This is a genomic window from Hyphococcus luteus, assembly GCF_002943565.1.
Taxonomy (GTDB): domain Bacteria; phylum Pseudomonadota; class Alphaproteobacteria; order Caulobacterales; family Parvularculaceae; genus Hyphococcus; species Hyphococcus luteus.
Genome location: NZ_PJCH01000017.1, coordinates 69,630 through 90,375, shown reverse-complemented (window position 1 = coordinate 90,375; position 20,746 = coordinate 69,630). Strand labels below are relative to the sequence as shown.

Here is a 20,746-nt window from a genome sequence, read left to right as displayed (position 1 = left end):
GCGATCCACCTATGGATACGACACAAATCCTCGAAAAAAACTGGCTTGAACTGATCCGTCCGTCGAAACTCGAAGTGGTTCCGGCTGGCGACGCAAAGCGCAAGGCGACGATCGTCGCCCAGCCGCTTGAACGCGGTTTCGGTCTCACGCTCGGCAACTCCCTGCGCCGCATTCTGATGTCGTCTCTGCAGGGTGCGGCCGTCACCTCGATCCAGATCGATGGCGTCGTCCACGAATTCTCCTCGATCCCGGGCGTGCGCGAGGACGTCACCGACATCGTCCTCAATGTGAAGCAGCTCGCAATCCGGATGCATGCGGACGGGCCGAAGCGCCTCGTGCTTAAAAAGTCGACGCCGGGCGTCGTCACCGCCGCCGACATCGAAGAAACGTCTGCGGTCGAGATCCTCAACAAGGATCACATCATCTGCCACCTCGACGAAGGCGCTAACCTTCGCATCGAGCTGACGGTCAACACCGGCAAGGGCTACACGCCGGCCGAGCAGAATCGCCCGGAAGACGCGCCGATCGGCCTCATTCCGGTCGACAGCCTCTATTCGCCGGTGAACCGCGTCGCCTATCGCGTTGAGAACACCCGCGAAGGCCAGGTGCTTGACTATGACAAACTGACCCTTGAAGTCGAAACCGACGGCTCGTTGTCGCCGGACGACGCGGTCGCTTACGCCGCGCGCATCCTGCAGGACCAGCTGCAGATTTTCATCAATTTCGACGAGCCGACGAAAGACAAGGGCGGCGACGCCCGCGAAGAGCTTCCGTTCAACCCGGCGCTTCTGCGCAAGGTGGACGAGCTCGAACTTTCGGTGCGCTCCGCGAACTGCCTGAAGAACGACAATATCGTTTATATCGGTGATTTGATCCAGAAGACGGAAGCGGAAATGCTTCGCACCCCGAATTTCGGCCGCAAGTCGCTGAATGAGATCAAGGAAGTGCTGGCGGGCCTCGGCCTCCATCTCGGCATGGACGTGCCCGACTGGCCTCCGGAAAACATCGAAGAACTCGCGAAGAAATTTGACGAATAACAAAGACCGGCGGGACGTCGGCCTACGGAGTGTAAAGCCATGCGACACGGGATGGCGCAACGAAAACTGAACCGCACGCATGAACACCGCAAAGCGATGTTCGCAAACATGTCGTGCGCGCTGATCAAGCATGAGCAGATCACGACGACTCTGCCGAAAGCCAAAGAGCTTCGTCCGATCGTCGAGAAACTCGTGACCAAGGCGAAACACGCCGCCAAAGACGAAAGTCGGTCGCTGCATCTGCGCCGTCAGGTGATTTCGTCGATCCGCGACAAGGATATGACGAAGAAGCTGTTCGACACGCTCGGCCCCCGCTACGCCGAACGCGACGGCGGCTATATCCGCATCATGAAAGCCGGTTTTCGCTATGGCGACAATGCGCCGCTCGCGGTCATCGAATTCGTCGACCGCGACGAGGACGCCAAAGGCCAGGATTCCGGCCCCGTCATGGGCGTCGAGGACGAAGACGAAGAATAGACGCGAAAGCCTCATTCTGTTTTTTTTGAAAAAGCCCGCCGGATTATCTTCCGGCGGGTTTTTCACTGTTATAGGGCGGGGTTGAGACCACGGTCGCGGCGCGGCGCCCGGAGGCTTGAAGGATGCTCCCGAGGCGCCATCTATGATGGTGTCGTCCGGGTCTTTGCTCCTTCATCCCCCCGTCTTTGCCAAGGCCGGGACGGCGTTGTATGGATGCAGCCTCCCGATTACCGCCAGCAAAAGGTACTTCCATGAGATTGCGCAGCTCCCTCATTTTCGCAGCCCTTTTGGCAGCCAGCGCGGCTTGCGCCCAGCCGGCGCCGGAAACCCAAGACGCGCAAGGCGGGGGACCTGGCGGGGGAGGACAGGGCGAAATGGCGGGCGACATCATCGAGTCGCCGCGGGTCGTGCCGCAATCCATGGAGGAGGTGAAGCTTTCCTTCGCCCCGGGCGTGGAGCGCGCCGCGCCGGCTGTCGTCAATGTTTACACCAAGCGCGTCATCCAGCAGCGCAGCCCTTTTGCGGGCGACCCGTTTTTCGAGCGGTTTTTCGGCGGCGCCTTCGATGCGCCGCGCGAGCGCGTGCAGAACTCTCTCGGTTCCGGCGTTCTCGTCAGCCCGGACGGCGTCATTGTCACCAACAACCACGTCATTGAGGGCATGACGGAGATCAAGGTGGTGCTCCATGACCGCCGCGAATATGAAGCCGAGCTCGTCATGGCCGATCCGCAAACGGACCTTGCGGTCTTGCAGATCGAGGCGGACGAGCCGCTTCCCTTTCTTTCTTTCGCCAATTCGGATTCGATCCATGTGGGCGACGTGGTGCTCGCCATCGGCAATCCATTCGGCGTCGGCCAGACGGTCACGAGCGGCATCGTCTCCGCGCTCGCCCGCACCGCGGTTTCGATTTCCGATTATCAGTTTTTCATCCAGACCGACGCCGCCATCAATCCGGGCAATTCCGGCGGGGCGCTCATTGACATTGACGGGCGCCTCGTCGGCGTTAATTCCGCGATCTATTCGCGTTCGGGCGGCTCCAACGGCATCGGCTTCGCCATTCCCTCGCGTCTCGTCCAGCAGGTGATCAAGTCCGCCGTTTCTGGCACGGCGCTGGTGCGCCCATGGATCGGCGCCTCGTCCGACACGGTCACCGCCGATATGGCGAAGGCCCTGAAGCTTGACCGGCCCGCCGGCGCCATCGTCAACGATGTCTGGAAAAAGGGGCCGGCCGACCGCGCCGGGATCAAGCCCGGCGACGTCATCACAGAGGTGGACGGCCAGCCGGTTTACGACGCACAGGCCCTGCAGTATCGCGTCGGCGTCAATAATGACGGGGACACAACGCGCGTCGTTTATGTCCGCAACGGCAAGCAACACACGGCGAGCGTCAAGCTGGCGCTGCCGCCGGAAAACCCGGCCCGCGACACCCGCGAACTTGAAGGCAAGCACCCTTTGAACGGCGTCACGGTAGACAATCTCTCGCCGCGCTACAGCGAAGAGCTCGGCCTCGATCCGCTGTCGAAAGGCGTTGTCGTTTCCAAAGTCGACGGGCGCTCCTTTGCGGCGCGGCGGGGCTTGCGTCCCGGTCACAAGATCATCTCGATTAACGGTAAGGAAATCTCGACGACGGCGGAGCTTGAACGGGAAATCAAGAAACCGGCGACCCGCTGGGAGCTTGAAGTCGACACGGGCGGGCGCATCGTGCCTTGGCGCGTGGGGCGGTAAGGCGTAATGAGCGATCTCTTCGGCGCGGCGGGACTGGAACAGGATGCGCCGCATCCGCTGGCGGATCGCCTGCGCCCGAAGGCCTTGTCGGAGGTGGTGGGTCAGGATCATTTGCTGGCGAAAGGCGCGCCTTTGCGGCGCATGCTCGACGCCGGACGGTTGTCCTCCTCCATTCTCTGGGGTCCACCCGGGACCGGCAAGACCACCATCGCCCGGTTGCTGGCTGAGGACGCCAAACTCGAATTCGAACAGATTTCCGCGATCTTTTCCGGCGTCGCTGACCTTCGAAAGGTTTTCGAGCGCGCCAAGGCGCGCCGCCAGGCGGGGAAGGGCACGCTCCTCTTCGTCGATGAGATCCACCGTTTCAACAAGGCGCAGCAGGATAGCTTCCTGCCGCATGTGGAGTCCGGCGTCATCACGCTGATCGGCGCCACCACAGAGAACCCGTCTTTCGAACTGAACGCCGCGCTTTTGTCGCGCGCGCAGGTTTTCACCCTCAACCGTCTCGACGACGAGGCCCTGGAGCTGCTTCTCAAACGCGCCGAAGAGGCGGAGGGCCGCAAGCTTCCGCTGACGGAGGAGGCGCGCGAATTGATGCGCTCCATGGCGGATGGCGACGGGCGCTTCATGCTGAACCTCGCCGAGGAAATCTTTGCTGAGCCTGAAGACCGCAAGCCCATCGAGCCGAAAGAGCTTGCGGTCATCATCCAGCGCCGGGCGCCGGTCTACGACAAAAGCGATGAATCCCATTATAATCTGGCGAGCGCGCTGCAAAAATCCATTCGCGGCTCAGACGTCGACGCCGCGCTTTACTGGGCCGCGCGCATGCTGGTCAGCGGCGAGGATCCGCGCTTCGTGTTGCGCCGGCTGATTGTCGTCGCGTCGGAAGATATCGGGAACGCCGACCCGCAGGCGCTGCCGCTGGCCATCGCCGCCAAGGAGGCTTACGAATTCTTGGGCCAGCCCGAAGGCGAAATCGCCATCGGCCAGCTCGTGACCTATCTCGCCACCGCGCCGAAATCGAACCGCGCCTATGTCGCCTTTCACAACGCCAAGGCGGTCGCAAAGGAAACCGGCTCCCTGATGCCGCCGATGCATGCGGTCAACGCGCCGACAAAGCTCATGAAAGAGCTCGGCTATCACAAAGGTTACGAATACGACCACGACGCCGAAGGCTCGTTCGCGGGGCTCAACTATTTTCCTGACGGCATGGCGCGCCAGAAATTTTACGAGCCGACGCAATTTGGGTTCGACAAGGAAATCGCCAAGCGCCTCGAATACTGGGACAAGAAGCGCCGAGAAAAATCCGGGTCCTGATGGAAGGCGTCATTCAACAATTTCTCGCGGCCGCCGGCGGCGTCAAAACGCTCGCCGCCGGCGCTGTGTTCGCACTGCTCTTTATCGGCGAGCGCATCGTCTCGGCGGCCCCGCCGCCCCATTCGACCGCGCGCCTTGTCCGCAATCTCGGGCTCTGGGCGATCGTGCTTTTGACGTCGCCGCTGATCGTTGCGCCGATCACCGCCTTCGGCGCCAATCATCTTTTATGGGAGAGGCCGGAAGCGTTGCACGGCGGTCTCATCCTTATTGCCGACATCGTCATTCTCGATCTGTGGACTTACTGGGTGCACCGCGCCTGGCATCGCGTGCCGGTCATGTGGCGGTTTCACAAGGTGCATCATTTCGATGAGTTTCTCGACACGACGAGCGCCTTTCGGTTTCACCTTGGCGAGGTGATCGTCTCCGCCGCGCTGCGGCTCATTCCGATCACGGCTCTCGCCATGCCGCTCGCCCATGTCCTGACTTTCGAGACGGTGTTCATCTGCGCGGTGCTCTTCCATCATTCCAATCTGCGCTTGCCGTCGGCTTTCGAGCGGGCGCTGTCGAAGATTATGGTGACGCCGTCGATCCACTGGGTGCACCATCATGCGGTGATGCGGGACACCCATTCCAATTATGCGGCGATTTTCAGCCTCTGGGACCGACTTTTCGCCTCGAAGAGCGCGACCCCGCGCACCCCGGAGATGAAAATCGGTCTCGAATCCGTTGAAGATAAACCGCTTTTGCGGCTAATCCTGACGCCCTTTATGAGGAAAACTTAATGGGAGCACATATCTGGATGGCGGTCGCGGCGGGCGGCGCTGTGGGCGCCGTGGGCCGCAATGCGGTGTCGCGCGCGGCGATGCATTTTCTGGGGCCGAATTTCCCCTGGGGCACGCTCGCCGTGAACGTGCTTGGCTCTTTCGCTATGGGGTTCTTCATTGTGTGGCTCGCCCATCGCGAGCCGGCGAGCCCGGCTTTGCGCGCTTTCCTGACCGTGGGGCTTCTTGGCGCCTTCACGACTTTCTCCACCTTTTCCCTTGACGCCGTTACGCTTTACCGCGACAGGACGCTGATGGTCGCCGGAGTCTATGTTCTCGCCTCGGTGATATTGTCCGTAGGCGGTCTTTTTGCAGGCCTCGCCGCTGGCCGGCAGGTATTATGAGCGGCGTTCAGACAAAAACGGTGAAGGCCGATGAAGAGGGCATGCGTCTTGACCGCTGGTTCAAGGCGCATTTCCCGCAGGTGCGTCACGGCGAGCTTGAGAAGTTCCTGCGCAAGGGGCAGGTGCGCGTCTCCGGCGGGCGCGCAAAATCGAACCGGCGTCTCGAAGCCGGCGAGGAAGTGCGCATCCCGCCCTTGTCCGACGACGCGCCGGCGCCGCGCAAAGCCAGCCCCGCCGACGCCGGGGCGGTGCGCAAACTGATCGTCTATGAAGACGACGCGATCATCGCGCTCAACAAGCCCTTCGGTCTTGCGGTGCAGGGCGGATCGGGGATGAAGCAGCATCTCGACGGCATGCTGGCGGCGCTCGAAAAAGACGGCGAGCGTCCGCGCCTCGTCCACCGGCTCGACAAGGATACGGGCGGGCTCATGCTGGTCGCGAAGACGCGACAGGCGGCGCAGCGGCTCGGGGACGCCTTCAAGAGCCATGATGTCGACAAGACCTATTGGGCGCTTGTCGCCGGCCTGCCGCGCCCGAAAGAGGGAACCATCGATCTTCCCATCGCAAAGAAAATGATGCGCATCGGCGAGGGCGAAGAAGAGCGTGTGGTCCCGGCGGACGGCGAAGACGCAAAAAAAGCGATCACCGATTACCAGACCATGGAGGAGGCGGGGCCGGTCACTTTTCTCGCCATGCGGCCCGTCACCGGGCGCACGCACCAGCTGCGCGTCCATGCGGCGGCCATCGGCTGTCCCATCGTCGGCGACGGAAAATATGGCGGCGAGAAATCGCGCATCGAAGGCGTCTCGCCGAAGCTTCACCTCTTCTGCCGGTCCATGACCTTCCCGCACCCGAAAACCGGGCGGCGCATGACGCTCGACGCGCCGCTGTCGGGGCATATGCTCGAGACCTGGAAATTCTTCACCTTCGAGAAGAATGTGAAAGTCGACTGGCCGGAGGATTTGCGGTGAGCGAAAACGTCCGCCCCAAGAGGTTTTACAAGGAAGTCGCGGTCGTCGAACATGAAGGCCGGCACGGCGTCGCCCTTGACGGACGCAAGACAAAGACGCGAGGCCGCAATGTGCTCGCCGCGCCGACGCCGGCGCTGGCTGAAGCCGTCGCCGCCGAATGGGATTTACAGGGCGAGCACATCGACCGCACGACCATGCCGCTCACCGCCATGCTCTCCGCCGCGATCGACGGCGGCGAAGAAGATTTGCAAGCCTGGCGCGAAGAGATCGTCAAATATCTCGGCTCCGATCTCGTCTGTTATCGGGCCGATGCGCCGGCGGTGCTCGCCGAGCGCCAGGCGGCGATCTGGGACCCTTATATCGAATTCATGCGCCGGGAGTTCGGCGCCATTCTCGTCACCACCGCAGGCATCGTTGCCGTGCCCCAGGCGGACGCCTCCTTTTCGGCCGTGCGCGGCGCGCTCGCAAAAGAAACGCCGGAAACCCTCTTCGGCCTGCAAATCGCTGCCGCCATCGCGGGCTCGGCCGTCCTGGCGCTGGCGCTCTGGAAAGGCGAGGAGACCGCGGAATCCGTATTCGAAGCCTCGCGCGTCGACGAACGGTTTCAGGAAGAAAAGTGGGGCGTCGATGAGGAAGCGAAAGCCCGCGAGAACCGGCTGCGCGCAGACTTCCTGAAAGCGGCGGAGTTTCTCGCGCTGCTCGACAGCTGATTACATATCCAGCGTTTCGCCGCGATTGATGGCGCGAAAGCGCATCAGTTCCTCATCGGTGAGCACCATGTCTTTGTCTTCGTCCATGGAGTCGAAATCGAGCATATATTCGCGAATGTAATCCTTGAGGCTCATGGTCTCGGCGGCGCCGGCCATGAATGCGAATTTCTGTTTGGCGAAGCTTTCCGTCTGCGCTTGCGCCGTATCCGGATCGATCTCGGCGATGAAGGCGTCATACTGGCGCTGCCGGGCGATCTCCTCGCTCGGCGCGTCGGCCTGGCGGGTTTCGTTCTTGCGCCAGCTTTCGACCAGCCTTGCAAATTCTTCTGCGGTCATCTTGTCGTCGTGATTGGCGTCGGCGATGGCGAAATCGAGTTTGGCCTCTTCGAAGGCCTCGGTGCGGGTGAGGGCTTCGCCGTCGAAAGCGTCTTTCACCCGTTCGAGCGTCGTCTCGCCCGCTTCGGTTTCACGGTACGGCGCGTTGCGGTCATAGGTGACGGTGCGTTTCTCGGTCTCGACGAGTTTGCCGTCGACGGTGCGGCGCAGCGTGATCGTTTGTTTGAGCTGCTGGCTGGAATTCAGCTGGTCGGCCATTTCGTCGGGATTGACCTCTTCCGGCTCGCCGGCCGCATCCTCCGCGGCGGGTTCAAGGGCGAGGGCGACAGGCGCTTCGCCGGCGCCGCTTTCATCCTGAGCGGCGTCTTCCTGAGCGAAAGCGGGACCTGAAAAAACAAGCGCGGCGAGACTGGCCGCGGCGATCTCAAACCGGAATTTCGCCATCTGAACGCTCCTTTGGTGCTTACCCTGCCTAGCAGCTTAACTGGTAAAATCTCGACAAACCCGAAGGTTTTCGCGTCAAATTAAACTATTAAATCACGTTAAGGCGCTCAAGCGCCGCCCCGGCCTCGATGACCGCCTCTTTGGCGGGCCGGAAGCGGACATCCGTTAACGCCGTCACATAGTCCGTCTCGGCCTGCGGCGCGACGCCGAGATCGGGCACGACCGAGGCGAGATTGCGGTCGAACAGCGCCAGCGCCCGCACCAGCCAGGACGGCAGGGTTTTGGAGGGGATCTTTTTCGCCCGGTCCGGAAACGCCTCGCGCAGGATGTCCGCGACGCCTTTCAGCGACAGCGTATCCGCCGACGCAATGAGGCGCCGGCCGCCGGCCTCCGGCGTTTCGAGCGCCGCCACATGCAGCGCCGCTGCGTCGCGCACGTCGACAATCGGAAAAGAGACGGGCGGAATAGCGGGATAAGCGCCGGTCATGAAAAACTTGATGAGGTCGAGCGAGGCGCCGATGTCGTCATCGAGCGGCGGCCCGAGGACGAGCGACGGATTGACGACCGTCAGCCGGTGTTTGAAGCCGCCAATCACCGCAGCATCCCAGGCCGCTTTTTCCGCCGCCGTCTTGGAGACGATATAAGGCGAGAGAGCCCGCCATTCGAGATCGGTCCAGTCGTCTTCGCCGATGCGCACAACCGGCGGGCGGTTCGGGTGGTACACCATCGCCGCCATGGACGAGGTCATGACAATACGCCCCGCCTTTTCCGCCGCCTTCAGAACCCGTAGCGCGCCGTCCCGGGCGGCGGGCGTCAGCGCGTCGCGATCGCGCGGCTGCGAGACCGGGAAGGGCGAGGCCACATGCATGACGCCGCCGCAGCCTTCCGCCGCCTCGTCCCAGCCTTCATCCGAGGTGAGGTCCGCCGCGACGAAAGACAGGCGGGAGACGTCGGCGCCGGCGTCTTCAAGCGTTTTCTTGACCTGGAAAGCTTTGCTCAGGGAGCGGACGGTGCCGCGCACTTCATAGCCCTTTTGCAAAAGCTGAAGCGCTGCATGTTTCGCGATAAACCCGCTTACGCCCGTAACGAGGACTTTGTCCGCCATGGCAAGCCTGCCTTTCGGGAGAATCAGTCGTCCAAGGCCTTATCTCACCATGAAGGCGGAGCGGCGTCGAGCGTCGGCCCGAAAACCTTGTGAAAAGCGCGTTTCAGCGCGTCATCCGCATCATCCAGCGTCACCGGCAGGCCGAGGTCTACAAGGCTCGTGACGCCGAGGCCGGGATCGCTGACCCCGCACGGAGTGATGCCGGAAAAATGCGAGAGATCGGGCTCCACATTGAGCGCGACGCCGTGAAAGCTCACCCAGCGCCGGACGCGAACGCCGATGGCGGCGATCTTGTCTTCCCTTAAAGGGCCGCCGGGCTCGGTGCGGTCGACCCAGACGCCGACTCTGTCGGCGCGCGGCTCGCCTTTGACATTGAAGCTGTCGAGGGTTTCGACGATCCAGCGCTCAAGTCCGTGCACGAAGGAGCGCACGTCTTTCCCGCGTTTTTCAAGATCGAGCATAACATAGGCGACGCGCTGGCCCGGCCCGTGATAGGTGTATTGTCCGCCCCGGGACGATTTGTGGACCGGGAACCGGTCCGCATTGAGAAGGTCCTGAGGCTTGGCGCTGGTCCCGCCGGTGTAAAGCGGATCGTGCTCCAGAAGCCAGACAAGCTCCTTCGCCTCGCCGGCGCGGATCGCCGCCGCACGGGTCTCCATGAAGGCGACGGCGCGGTCATAATCGACGTGGGTCCGCGAGACCGCCCATTCGACGGGATCGTCGCTCAGGAGCTTCGCGAGGCCTTGCTCGCTCGAAGTCGTTAACCGGTCAGAAGCCATGATTTCCGTTGCGCGGCGGGATAAGGGCGATATGCGCCGCGCGCCCGCAAGGGGCAAGGGGTTGGGGGCGTCAAGCTTTCGGGATGCCCCGCCGGGAGAAGCCGGAGAGAAAATGGTGCGGTCGAGAAGACTCGAACTTCCACGGGTTGCCCCACAGCGACCTCAACGCTGCGCGTCTACCAATTCCGCCACGACCGCACGTCCCGGCAGGAGGGAGCGGGCGGCATAGCAAAAGCCTTCGGCCCTGTGAAGTCCAAATCGGCACGGGGAAGCCGTCTTCCCTCGGGCGGCTTTCGAGGACCCCAGGGGCCCCGAAAATCCCGCATTTCAGGGTTAATCCCCGACTTGGCGCGAAGCCTGCAACGCGCCGGCCATGGAAGCTGGGCGCATCATCCTTGCCGGAATCTCGTTCTCCGTCGCCGGGCTCGGCGCCGCCGGGGACGTCGTCTTCACGCGCCCGGGCCCTTGCGCCGCCCAGGAGACCTATCTCCTCGCCGCCAACAGCGCCGCCCTGATCCGGGTCGAGGCGCCGGAAGACGGCGCGGCGAACGAAGGCGTCATCTATTACCGCAAACCGGACGACCGGCGGGGCTGGGCCAGCCGGAGGCTTCTTCAGCGCTTCGACCTCAGTCTCGAAGAGGCCGGGGTGACGATCATCAACTCAGGCGAATTCTGCAGGGGGACGCAATGAAAATGCTCGTCTTCGTCATCTCGCTCGGCGTTCTGTACTGGACCATGACCAGTTTCGCGCAGACCCGGCTTGCGCCCATAGCGCCCTGTCCGGAGCCGGCCAATGTCTCCACGATCGGGCATGCGGGCGATGCGGCCGCTGCAGGCGATGAGGCAAGCGCCTATCAGCTTGTGCAGCTGGCCTCTGATACGGCCGAGACGGATATGTGCGGCCACTAAGGGCCGCAAGGGTTTCCCCTCCGCCGGAAAACGCTCTAGAAGGCTCTCCCGTAGCTGAGCTTTCCGGACCCCCATGCGTCTTTCCCGATATTACCTGCCCTTGCTTAAAGAAACGCCCGCCGAGGCGCAGATCGCCTCGCACCGCCTGATGCTGCGCGCCGGCATGATCCGACAGGAAGGGGCGGGGATTTACGCCTGGCTGCCGCTCGGCTTCCGGGTTCTCAAAAAGATCGAACAGATCGTGCGCGAAGAACAGGACCGCGCCGGGGCCGTCGAAATGCTGATGCCCACCATCCAGTCTGCGGATCTGTGGCGCGAGAGCGGGCGCTATGACGCCTATGGCAAGGAGATGCTGCGGATCACCGACCGCGCCGACCGGGAGATGCTCTACGGGCCCACCAATGAAGAGATGATCACGGAGATCTTCCGGGCGGGCGTCCGGTCCTACAAGGACCTGCCGAAGCTGCTCTATCATATTCAATGGAAATTCCGCGATGAAATCCGTCCGCGTTTCGGAATCATGCGCGGGCGCGAATTCCTGATGAAAGACGCCTATTCCTTCGACATCGACGAGACGGCGGCGCGCAAGAGCTACAACAAGATGTTCGTGTCTTACCTGCGCACCTTCTCGCGGATGGGTCTGAAAGCCATCCCCATGCGCGCGGAGACGGGCCCCATTGGCGGCGATCTCTCCCATGAATTCATCATCCTCGCCGAAACCGGCGAGAGCGCGGTCTTTTGCGACCAGGGCCTCATCAATATGGCGGTTCCGCCGAAGACGACGGATTTCGAAGGCGATCTGCAACCGGTCATCGATCAGTTCACCTCGCTTTACGCCGCCACCGACGAAATGCACGACGAAGGCGAATTCAATTCCCGCGTGAAGGAAGGCGACCGGCTTTCCGCGCGCGGCATCGAGGTCGGCCATATCTTTTTCTTCGGCGAGAAATATTCAAAGCCCATGAAGGCGGTTGTCGCCGGCCCCGATGGCGGAGAGGTCCCGGTGCAGATGGGCTCTTACGGGGTCGGCGTGTCGCGCCTGCTTGGCGCCATCATCGAAGCCCATCACGACGAGGCGGGCTGCAAATGGCCGACATCCGTGGCGCCGTTCCATGTGGGCCTCATCAATATGAGGAGCGGCGACGGGCCTTGCGAGGCGGTCTGTGAGAAGATTTACGCAGCGCTCGAAGCGGCGGGCGTCGAAGTGCTTTACGACGACACCCCGGCGCGCGGCGGCGAGAAATTCGCGCGCATGGACCTCATCGGGCTGCCCTATCAGATCACTATCGGCCCGCGCGGGCTCGAGGCTGGCGAAGCGGAAGTCAAATCCCGCGCCGACGGTCAGAAATCTTCGATTGCGCTTGAAAGCGTTGTCGCGGACATCGCCGGCAAGGTGAAGGCCGAACTCGATTACGCATAAGGCGGGCGGCGAAAGCGAAGCGAAAGGCGGATGATGGCGGGTTCGGCGAAAACGGCGCCCTTCACTTATTTCGAATGGATGGTGGCGCGGCGTTATCTCGGCGCCACGCGGTCGGGCAAAGGCGTGTCGCTGATTTCCGTCATCGCTTTTGGCGGCATCATGCTCGCTGTCTTTGCGCTGATCGCCGTCATGTCGATCATGCAAGGGTTTCGCCTGACCCTGCTTGACCAGCTTCTCGGCACCAATGGCCACGCCCATGTTCAGGCGGATGTTCCCATCCGCAATTACGACGACCTCGCCGCGCGGATCGCCGACCTTCCCGGGATCACGCAAGCGACTCCGCTGATCGAGATGCCGGTCTTCGCCAGCGCCGAGGGCGAGACAGGCATGGTGATCCGCGGGGTCCGGCGCGAGGAAATTCTGGGCAATGACTATGTGTCCGGCTCGGATCATATTGTCGACGGCTCGGTCGAGACTTTCGGGATTGGCGAGAAGGGCGGCGATGAGATCCTGCTCGGCAGCCGGGTGGCGAGCCAGCTCGGCGTGCGCGCCGGCGACAAGGTGCGTTTGTTGACGGGGCAGGGGCCGGAAACCGCCTTCGGGCGCACGCCGCGGTCGAAGGTCTATACGGTCGGCGCGACCTTCCATGTGGGGAACGCTGAGTATGACGCGATCTACGGCTTCATGCCGCTGGAGCAGGCGCAGCTTTTCTTCGGTTACGGCGACAGCGTGCAGAATATCGAGGTCAAGGTCGATAATCCTGAAGAGATCAAGTCTTATCGCGACGCCCTCGCCGATGTCGGCAAGGGGCTTTACGTCATTGACTGGCAACAGCGCTTTCAAAGCTATTTCAACGCGCTTCAGGTGGAGCGCTTCGCCATGCGGCTCGTCCTCTTCCTGATCATCATCGTCGCCACGCTCAACATCGTCACCGGGCTCATTATGCTCGTGAAAGACAAGACCGGCGACATCGCGGTCTTGCGCACCATGGGCGCGACGCAAGGGTCGATTTCGCGCATCTTCCTTTTGTCCGGCACCATGGTCGGGTTTTTGGGGACATTCGCGGGCATCATCCTCGGGTCGCTTTTTGTCCTGAATATCGACCCCATTGAAAACGGCCTTTCCGCCCTGATCGGCATCGATATCTTTCCGGCGGAAGTCTATTATCTCGACGGCGTGCCGGCGAAACTCGAATTGCACGAAGTGGCGCTGATCGCGGGCTTTTCGCTTTTCATGTCGTTCATCACGACGATCTACCCCGCCTGGCGCGCCGCGCGCCTCGATCCGGTGGAGGCGCTGCGTTATGAGTGAGCCCGTTCTCCGCCTTGAAGATGTAGCGCGCCGTTACGGCGATCTCGTCGTGGTTGAGCATATCGAATTTTCCCTGCGCCCCGGCGAGACGGCGGCGCTGTTAGGGCCTTCGGGCTCGGGCAAGTCGTCGCTGCTCCATATCGCCGGGCTTCTCGAAAAGGCGTCTGCGGGCGAGGTCCACATTATGGGCCGCGCAACCTCGAAACTGAGCGACGCCGAACGCACGCATATCCGCCGGGCGACGCTCGGCTTCGTCTATCAGTTCCACCATCTGCTCCCGGAGTTTTCCGCCCTGGGCAATGTCGCACTGCCACAGCTCATCGCCGGCGTGAAAAAGAAAAAGGCGGAAGCCGAAGCCAAACGGCTCCTCACGCTGATGGGGCTTGGCGAGCGGCTTGAGCATCAGCCGGGCCAGCTCTCGGGCGGCGAACAGCAGCGCACGGCCATCGCTCGCGCCCTCGCCAACAACCCGAAAATCCTTCTGGCGGACGAGCCCACCGGCAATCTCGATCCGAAAACTTCGGATGTAGTTTTTGATGCGCTGTTAAATCTCGTGCGCAAGGAAGGGCTGTCGGCTGTGATCGCCACCCACGACCAGCGTCTCGCCAAACGCATGGACCGCGTCTTCGTGATCCGCGAACAGCGGCTCGTCGAAGTGCGCAAGGAACCCGTTTAAGCCGGCGTCACGAGGATCTGGCGCACATTTGTGGTGCCCGCGCGAAAGCCCGCTTCGCAATAAGCGAGATAAAACCGCCAGAGTTTCGAAAAGCGCTCATCGAACCCGAGCGGGCGGATATCCTCCCAGGACGAAAGAAACCGCTCGCTCCATTCATGCAAGGTGCGGGCGTAGTCCTCGCCGAATTCCTGCATGTCCTTGAGTTTCAGTCCCGCCTTTTCGGTCATGGTCGACAGGATTGACGGGCTCGGCAGCACGCCGCCCGGAAACACATAACGCTGGATGAAGTCGGTGGACTTCACATAGGTGTCGAAGAACCGGTCGGCGATGGTGATGATCTGAAGGCCCGCCCGCCCGCCGGGCTTCAGGACTTCTTTCAGTTTCTGAAAATAGGTCGGCCAGTATTCCTTGCCCACCGCCTCGAACATTTCGATGGACGCGACCTTGTCGAATTTTTCGCTGACGTCGCGATAATCCTGCAGGCGGAATTCGACCTTGTCTTCAAGTCCGGCGCGTTTGATCCGCTCGCGCGCATAGTCGAGCTGCGACGGCGACAAGGTGACGCCAACGACATGCGCGCCATATTGGCCCGCGGCGTATTCGGCGAAACCGCCCCAGCCCGAGCCGATCTCCAACACGCGGTCGCCCTCCTGAAGATCGATCATCTTCGCAAGGCTTTCATATTTGTTGAGCTGCGCCGCCTCGAGGCTGTTGGTGAGCGATGAAAAGCGTGCGGATGAATAGGTCATCGTCGGGTCGAGCCACTTTTCGTAAAAGCTGTTGCCGAGATCGTAATGGGCGACGATGTTCCGCTTCGAGCCGGCTTTGGTGTTTTTTTCGCCGCGCCGGCGTAAAGAGTTGAGCCACTCGACGAAGGGCAGGGCGGCGAAGACGCGCTGAACGTGATCGGCGTTGCGCGCGAAAATATAAAGCAGCGAGGCGAGATCGGGCGTGTCCCAGTCGCCGTCCGCGAAGCTTTCGAAAAAGCCGATATCGCCGCCGAAAATCACCCGGCGGGCGAAGCGGTAATTTCGAATAAGAATAATGCCCTTGGCGTCGGTTTCCGCCTTGCCGGCGATGGTCACCGTGCGCCCGTCGGGCAGGTGGAAGACGAGTGTTCCGTATTGGATGTGTCCGGCGATTTTCAGAACTTGCCGGAAGAAAAAGGGCAGGCCGTCCGTCTGCAGGGCGGGCGGGCTATGTTCGGTTTGCGTTGTCATAAGACATGACCTCTTTCTTGCGGTGTCCTCTCCGCCGCCGGTCACAACTTTACACTTACGCGCGCTTTATTTTTTCGTATCCCTCAAGAGCGCGTTTACGCGCCGCGGCGTGATCCACAATCGGATGCGGATAGGATTTTCCGAGCTTCACCCCGGCCTTGTCAAGCACATCGTCAGGCGCTTTCCAGGGGGCGTGTATGTGTTTAGCCGGCATTTCTTTCAGTTCGGGAACGAATTCTCGCACATAGGCGCCGTCAGGATCGAACTTTTCGCCTTGCGTCACCGGGTTGAAAATCCGGAAATAGGGGGCGGCGTCGGCGCCGCATCCGGCGACCCATTGCCAGCCGGAAGAATTGTTGGCGAGATCGGCGTCGAGAAGCGTGTCCCAGAACCAGGCTTCGCCGTCCTGCCAGCGAATCAAAAGGTCCTTGATGAGAAAGCTTGCTACGATCATCCGCACCCGGTTGTGCATCCATCCCGTGCGCCAGAGCTGGCGCATCCCGGCGTCGACGATCGGGTAGCCGGTCTCGCCTTTGCGCCAGGCGGCGAGCTCTCTAGCGTCGTCCCGCCAGGGATAGTCCGAAAACTCTTCACGCAAGGGCGCCTCCGGCAGCCCTTCGTTATAGAATAGGAGACAGTAACAGAATTCGCGCCAGCAAAGTTCCGACAGGAATTTATCGGCGGCGCTGTCGCTGATGTCGCCTTTTGAGATTTTGGCTTGCGTCGCCCGCCATATCTGCAAAGGGCTGATTTCTCCGAAGGCGAGATGCGGCGACAGACGGGAGGTATAATCCTTGTCCGGACGGTCGCGCCCGTCTTTGTAATCCTGAATAATATCGTTCAGAAAGTCCCGCAGGCGTTCGCGGGCGCCCGCTTCGCCAGGCGTCCATAAAGGCTCGAAACCTTCCGCCCAGTTCGGTTCTTGCGGAAGCAGCGCCCAGTCTTTCAGGCTGTCGCTCTTCAGTTTCGCCTTCTTCGTTTCCAGCTTGCGCGGATTGGCCTCCGTATCCGCGCGGGCAGGGCCGGCTTGCTTCAGCGCTTTCCAGAACGGCGTGAAGACGCGATAGGGCCCGCCCGAGCCCGTTTTCAACTCCCAGGGCTCGCGCAGGAGCGCGCCGTTGAAGGTCTCCACAGTGACGCCGGCCTCTGTGAGCTCGCTTTTAAGCTTCTTGTCGGTCTCGATATGGCCCGGGAAATAACGCCGGTTCCAGAAGACATGGGCCGCGTTCGTTTCCTCGACGAGGCCGGGGATGATTTCCGCCGCGGACCCGCGCCGCAGGATCAGCTTTGCGCCCAGCTTTTCGAGCTCCGCCGAAAGCGCCTCGAGGCTGTGATGTAGCCACCAGCGCGCGGCGGCGCCGGGCGGGTGGGCGAGGCTGTCGTCGAAAACATAGACCGGGATGACCGGCAAACCGGTTTTTCGCGCTGCGGCAAGAGCCGGATTGTCGGCGAGGCGAAGGTCCTGGCGGAACCAGAGGAGGGCGGGGCGGGAGGACATCAGCGAATAATAGCCTGCGGGTGGACCCTGGGGGATTAAGGCGGTAACCTGTTATACAGTCACAGGGGAGGCCGGTTCCGGCCTATAGTGACCGGGTTTGAGGGGTAGGTAATGGCGGTTGCTGATTTTTTTACGGCTCTGGGTGCTGGCGACCTGTTCTCCGGCGGATTTACGCTGCTTGAGCTTACGCTCGCGGCCATCTTGACCTTTTTGTTCGCCGGCTCGCTGGCGCTCTCGGTTTTGGCCGCCCGCTCGGCCGCAGCGGCCCGTCAGGCGCGCGGAGAGGCGCGCGAGGCGCTTGCCGCCGTCAGGGAGCAGGCGGCGGAATTCAGGGCGCTGGCGGGCGATCTGGAGCGCACGGCCAGCGATCTGGCGGCCTCTCAGGCCGAGCTGAAAGACTTGCAGGCCGCCGCTGCAGCCCGGCAGGACTATTCCGCGGAGGCTGCTGCGGAGACGCCTGAAGAGGCGTCTCAGGACACGGGGAGCGCATCCGGGCCCGCCCCGATTGAACGCCGGTTCGATCCTCTGCCGCCTCGGGAACGCGCAGAAACGGCTGACGAAGGGCCGTCTCAGGGCGGCAAATCCGCTCTTTTCCGGGGGCTTTTGCGCCGGCGCTGACGCTTGCGGCGCGGCGCCCCTCTTTTCCCGGGCTAAAAACCGCTGAAACACGCCATTTTCCGCCAGTTTCCGGCTTGCGCCGGGGGGCGAGAGGGCGTATAGCGCGCGCCATCTCACACGCGGCGTGATCCTCAGTGATCCGGCGGCCCAGAAGCTTAAATCTTCGGGCTTTCCGGGTTTTCAGCGCGCCGCGGCGGAAAAACTGAAGGAGACTACCAAATGGCGCTGCCAGAATATTCCATGCGCCAGCTGCTTGAAGCTGGCGTGCATTTCGGACACCAGACCCATCGCTGGAATCCGAAGATGAAAAGTTTCATCTTCGGCGACCGCAATGGCATCCACATTATCGACCTGTCGCAAACCGTTCCGCTCCTGCATCAGGCGCTCGTAAAAGTGCGCGACGTCGTCGCCGGCGGCGGCCGCGTTCTCTTCGTCGGCACCAAGCGCCAGGCGCAAGGCCCGGTCGCGGAAGCGGCGAGCAATTGCGCCCAATATTACATGAATACGCGCTGGCTCGGCGGCACGCTCACCAACTGGGAGACGATTTCCGCTTCCATCCGTCGTCTGAAAGACATGGAGGAGCGTCTCGCCTCGGGCGCGTCGGGCCTCACCAAAAAAGAACAGATGATGCTCCAGCGCGACCGTGACCGTCTTGAAGCGTCGCTCGGCGGCATTCGCGAAATGGGCGGCCTGCCGGATCTTATGTTCGTCATCGACGTGAAAAAAGAAGCGATCGCCATTCAGGAAGCCAAAAAGCTCGGCATTCCGGTTATCGCCGTCGTCGACACCAATTGCGACCCGGATAATATCGACTATGTCATCCCGGGCAATGACGACGCTTCGCGCGCGATTTCGCTTTACTGCAACCTCGTTTCCGACGCCGTGATCGACGGCATCGGTGAAGGCCAGGCGGCGCTGGGCGTCGATATCGGCGCAGCGGAAGAAGCCCCGGCTGAACCCGCGCTCGCAGAAGCGGAAGAAGAGCCGAAGCAGGCTGAACAAGCCTCAGCTTAAAGCCCAACGCCTTATGAGAAGCGAGGCGGGGCGCGATCAGGACCACGGCCCGCCTGTCATCGTTTGGCTAAGAAACCGGATGACTGCGCTTGTCACAGCGCACTGTGAAACAAGAGGAGAAACCAATGTCTGGCATTACCGCGGCGAACGTTAAGCAATTGCGCGAAATGACCGGCGCAGGAATGATGGATTGCAAGTCCGCCCTGCAGGAAACTAATGGCGATATGGACGCCGCCGTCGACTGGCTGCGCAAGAAAGGTCTTTCGAAAGCGGCGAAAAAAGCCGGCCGCACCGCGGCGGAAGGCCTCGTCGCCATCGCTGTCGAACCGAATGCGTCGGGCGCGACCGGCGTCGTCGTCGAAGTCAATTCGGAAACCGACTTCGTGGCGCGCAACGAGCTTTTTCAGAAAATGGTGAGCGACATCGCCAACACCGCGCTCAGCGTCGGCGGCGACCTTGAAAAGCTGCGCGCCGAGACCTTCCCGGGCGCCGGCAAGTCCGTGGACGAACATATTGCGGAGATGGTCGGCCAGATCGGCGAGAATATGAGCCTGCGCCGTTCCGACGGCATCAGCGTCGATGAAGGCGTCGTCGCCTCTTACGTGCATGGCGCGGTCACCGACGGCGCCGGCAAAATCGGCGTCATTGTCGGCCTCAAGTCTTCCGGCGACAAAGCCAAGCTCGAAGCGCTCGGCAAGCAGATCGCCATGCATGTGGCGGCGGCCCGTCCGCTCGCGACGAAAGTCGACGATCTCGATCCGAACGTCGTCAAAAAGGAAAAGGAAGTCCTCGCCGATCAGGCGCGCGCCTCCGGCAAGCCCGAGAACATCATCGAGAAGATGGTCGAAGGCCGCCTGCGCAAATTCTACGAGGAATCGGTGCTGCTTGAGCAGATTTTCGTGATCGACGGCGAGACCCCGATTCGCAAGGTCCTCGAAAACGCCGCTAAAGATGTCGGCGGGCCGATTGAGCTCGTGGGCTTTGCCCGCCTCGAACTGGGCGAGGGCGTCGAGAAAAGCGACGACGAAGACTAAGCCGCCTTAAGCCGGCGTTTGACGGCGGCGTGCAAAAGTTCCAAAAGCGCCGCGGGGGATCGCGCCCTTCGCGGCGTTTTTGCTGAGGGCCGGCGGCGAGAGGGCTGCCAATCGGCGGCGACGCGGCTTAGAGTGGCGCCGGCCGGTCCCTCGAGAGTTAGGCCCTCAAGAGTTAGGCCCTCAAGAGTAAGGAAAGCCGAGTCATGTCCCAGACATCCGCAGAAGATGGCGATAAATCCGCCCCGAAGACGGGCGGCGCGCCCCTGCGCTACCGCCGGGTTCTCCTGAAGATCAGCGGCGAAGCGCTGATGGGGCCGGGGCAATACGGCATCGACAACGACACCGTGAAACGCATCGCCGGCGAGGTAAGGGACGCCAAGGCGCTTGGCGCTGAAATCTGCCTCGTCATCGGCGGCGGCAACATCTTCCGCGGGGTCTCCCAGGCCGCGCAAGGGATGGAGCGGGCGAGCGCCGACTATATGGGCATGCTGGCGACGGTGATGAATGCGCTCGCCGTGCAGAACGCGCTGGAATCGATCGGGGTTTACACCCGCGTCCTTTCGGCGATCGAGATGACGGCGATCTGCGAGACCTATATCCGCCGCCGGGCGCTGCGCCATATGGAAAAGGGCCGGATCGTGATTTTCGCCGCCGGCACCGGCAATCCGTTTTTCACCACTGATACGGCGGCGGCCCTGCGCGCGGCGGAAATGGGCTGCGATGCGCTGTTGAAAGGCACACAGGTCGACGGCGTTTACTCCGCCGATCCCAAGCTCGACCCCAAGGCTGAGCGCTTCGAGCGGCTGAGCTATCACGAGGTGCTGATGCGCGACCTTAAAGTCATGGATCAGGCGGCGATTTCCCTGACCCGGGAGAGCGGCATTCCCATCGTCGTCTTCCCGATCGGTGAAAAAGGCGGCGTCGTCGGCGCCTTGACCGGGCAGGGCGCCTCCACCGTGATCACAGACGAAAAGCCTTGAT

General features: G+C 62.1%; 22 protein-coding genes and 1 tRNA gene. 17 read left to right on the top strand and 6 right to left on the bottom strand.

Translation table 11 applies throughout. The features are described 5' to 3' along the window. Window positions 1-26 precede the first annotated feature (26 nt). The 8 genes from CW354_RS20920 to CW354_RS20885 all read left to right on the top strand — a co-directional run bounded on the left by CW354_RS20920 (window position 27) and on the right by CW354_RS20885 (window position 7,401). The gene (locus CW354_RS20920; protein WP_104832396.1) at window positions 27-1,037 is read left to right on the top strand and encodes a DNA-directed RNA polymerase subunit alpha; all 1,011 of its coding nucleotides are present in this window, start codon (window positions 27-29) and stop codon (window positions 1,035-1,037) included. 39 nt (window positions 1,038-1,076) lie between these two features. Further along, window positions 1,077-1,514, top strand: coding sequence for a 50S ribosomal protein L17 (gene rplQ / locus CW354_RS20915; protein ID WP_104832050.1), 438 nt, complete (start codon window positions 1,077-1,079; stop codon window positions 1,512-1,514). A 251-nt stretch (window positions 1,515-1,765) separates the two neighbouring features. Further along, the gene (locus tag CW354_RS20910) at window positions 1,766-3,238 is read left to right on the top strand and encodes a DegQ family serine endoprotease (RefSeq protein ID WP_165793885.1); all 1,473 of its coding nucleotides are present in this window, start codon (window positions 1,766-1,768) and stop codon (window positions 3,236-3,238) included. A 6-nt stretch (window positions 3,239-3,244) separates the two neighbouring features. Beyond that, complete coding sequence (locus CW354_RS20905) at window positions 3,245-4,555, top strand: replication-associated recombination protein A (RefSeq protein ID WP_104832048.1); 1,311 nt, start codon at window positions 3,245-3,247, stop codon at window positions 4,553-4,555. Continuing rightward, window positions 4,555-5,337 carry a sterol desaturase family protein gene (locus tag CW354_RS20900; RefSeq protein ID WP_104832047.1) on the top strand — a complete coding sequence of 261 codons (783 nt, stop codon included), beginning with the start codon at window positions 4,555-4,557 and terminating at the stop codon, window positions 5,335-5,337. Before CW354_RS20905 ends, CW354_RS20900 begins: the two co-directional genes overlap by 1 nt. After that, window positions 5,337-5,720, top strand: a complete 384-nt coding sequence (gene crcB / locus CW354_RS20895) for a fluoride efflux transporter CrcB (protein WP_104832046.1) — start codon at window positions 5,337-5,339, stop codon at window positions 5,718-5,720. Before CW354_RS20900 ends, crcB begins: the two co-directional genes overlap by 1 nt. After that, window positions 5,717-6,691 (top strand): RluA family pseudouridine synthase, encoded by a 975-nt coding sequence (locus CW354_RS20890; RefSeq protein WP_104832045.1) that lies wholly within the window; start codon window positions 5,717-5,719, stop codon window positions 6,689-6,691. The genes crcB and CW354_RS20890 overlap by 4 nt, the downstream gene beginning before the upstream one ends. Further along, a complete protein-coding gene (locus CW354_RS20885; RefSeq protein ID WP_165793884.1) occupies window positions 6,688-7,401 on the top strand; it encodes an ATP12 family chaperone protein in 714 nt (237 codons plus the stop codon). The genes CW354_RS20890 and CW354_RS20885 overlap by 4 nt, the downstream gene beginning before the upstream one ends. Here the strand turns inward: CW354_RS20885 and CW354_RS20880 are convergent, their stop codons facing one another. From CW354_RS20880 to CW354_RS20865, 4 genes are all read right to left on the bottom strand, one after another. Next, window positions 7,402-8,181: a hypothetical protein gene (locus CW354_RS20880; protein WP_104832044.1), complete on the bottom strand. Its 780-nt coding sequence runs from the start codon at window positions 8,179-8,181 to the stop codon at window positions 7,402-7,404. Window positions 8,182-8,269: 88 nt separating this feature from the next. After that, window positions 8,270-9,286, bottom strand: a complete 1,017-nt coding sequence (locus CW354_RS20875) for an NAD-dependent epimerase/dehydratase family protein (RefSeq protein ID WP_104832043.1) — start codon at window positions 9,284-9,286, stop codon at window positions 8,270-8,272. A gap of 44 nt (window positions 9,287-9,330) precedes the next feature. Then, window positions 9,331-10,065 carry a lipoyl(octanoyl) transferase LipB gene (gene lipB, locus CW354_RS20870; protein WP_104832394.1) on the bottom strand — a complete coding sequence of 245 codons (735 nt, stop codon included), beginning with the start codon at window positions 10,063-10,065 and terminating at the stop codon, window positions 9,331-9,333. 113 nt (window positions 10,066-10,178) lie between these two features. Then, window positions 10,179-10,263: transfer RNA gene (locus CW354_RS20865), tRNA-Leu, on the bottom strand. Between the two features lie 175 nt (window positions 10,264-10,438). Here CW354_RS20865 and CW354_RS20860 point away from each other — a divergent pair. The 5 genes from CW354_RS20860 to CW354_RS20840 all read left to right on the top strand — a co-directional run bounded on the left by CW354_RS20860 (window position 10,439) and on the right by CW354_RS20840 (window position 14,381). Then, on the top strand, window positions 10,439-10,756 hold the full coding sequence (locus tag CW354_RS20860) for a hypothetical protein (RefSeq protein ID WP_104832042.1): 318 nt from the start codon (window positions 10,439-10,441) through the stop codon (window positions 10,754-10,756). Beyond that, window positions 10,753-10,974 carry a hypothetical protein gene (locus CW354_RS20855; protein WP_104832041.1) on the top strand — a complete coding sequence of 74 codons (222 nt, stop codon included), beginning with the start codon at window positions 10,753-10,755 and terminating at the stop codon, window positions 10,972-10,974. Before CW354_RS20860 ends, CW354_RS20855 begins: the two co-directional genes overlap by 4 nt. 73 nt (window positions 10,975-11,047) lie before the next feature. Continuing rightward, entirely contained in the window at window positions 11,048-12,394 is a 1,347-nt protein-coding gene (gene proS, locus CW354_RS20850) for a proline--tRNA ligase (protein WP_104832040.1), read from the top strand. 30 nt (window positions 12,395-12,424) lie between these two features. Beyond that, on the top strand, window positions 12,425-13,705 hold the full coding sequence (locus CW354_RS20845; RefSeq protein ID WP_104832039.1) for a lipoprotein-releasing ABC transporter permease subunit: 1,281 nt from the start codon (window positions 12,425-12,427) through the stop codon (window positions 13,703-13,705). Then, window positions 13,698-14,381, top strand: coding sequence for an ABC transporter ATP-binding protein (locus CW354_RS20840; protein WP_104832038.1), 684 nt, complete (start codon window positions 13,698-13,700; stop codon window positions 14,379-14,381). The genes CW354_RS20845 and CW354_RS20840 overlap by 8 nt, the downstream gene beginning before the upstream one ends. Here CW354_RS20840 and CW354_RS20835 read toward each other — a convergent pair. Further along, window positions 14,378-15,601, bottom strand: a complete 1,224-nt coding sequence (locus CW354_RS20835) for an SAM-dependent methyltransferase (protein ID WP_104832037.1) — start codon at window positions 15,599-15,601, stop codon at window positions 14,378-14,380. The genes CW354_RS20840 and CW354_RS20835 overlap by 4 nt on opposite strands. Window positions 15,602-15,656: 55 nt before the next feature. Further along, window positions 15,657-17,099: a cryptochrome/photolyase family protein gene (locus CW354_RS20830; protein WP_104832036.1), complete on the bottom strand. Its 1,443-nt coding sequence runs from the start codon at window positions 17,097-17,099 to the stop codon at window positions 15,657-15,659. A gap of 111 nt (window positions 17,100-17,210) precedes the next feature. Between CW354_RS20830 and CW354_RS20825 the strand changes: the two genes are divergently transcribed. From CW354_RS20825 to pyrH, 4 genes are all read left to right on the top strand, one after another. After that, window positions 17,211-17,717 carry a hypothetical protein gene (locus CW354_RS20825; RefSeq protein ID WP_104832035.1) on the top strand — a complete coding sequence of 169 codons (507 nt, stop codon included), beginning with the start codon at window positions 17,211-17,213 and terminating at the stop codon, window positions 17,715-17,717. A 219-nt stretch (window positions 17,718-17,936) separates the two neighbouring features. Beyond that, window positions 17,937-18,731, top strand: a complete 795-nt coding sequence (rpsB, locus tag CW354_RS20820; protein WP_104832034.1) for a 30S ribosomal protein S2 — start codon at window positions 17,937-17,939, stop codon at window positions 18,729-18,731. Between the two features lie 125 nt (window positions 18,732-18,856). After that, complete coding sequence (gene tsf / locus CW354_RS20815) at window positions 18,857-19,765, top strand: translation elongation factor Ts (RefSeq protein ID WP_104832033.1); 909 nt, start codon at window positions 18,857-18,859, stop codon at window positions 19,763-19,765. A gap of 308 nt (window positions 19,766-20,073) precedes the next feature. Further along, complete coding sequence (gene pyrH / locus CW354_RS20810; protein WP_423793563.1) at window positions 20,074-20,745, top strand: UMP kinase; 672 nt, start codon at window positions 20,074-20,076, stop codon at window positions 20,743-20,745. The last annotated feature ends 1 nt before the right edge of the window (window position 20,746 follow it).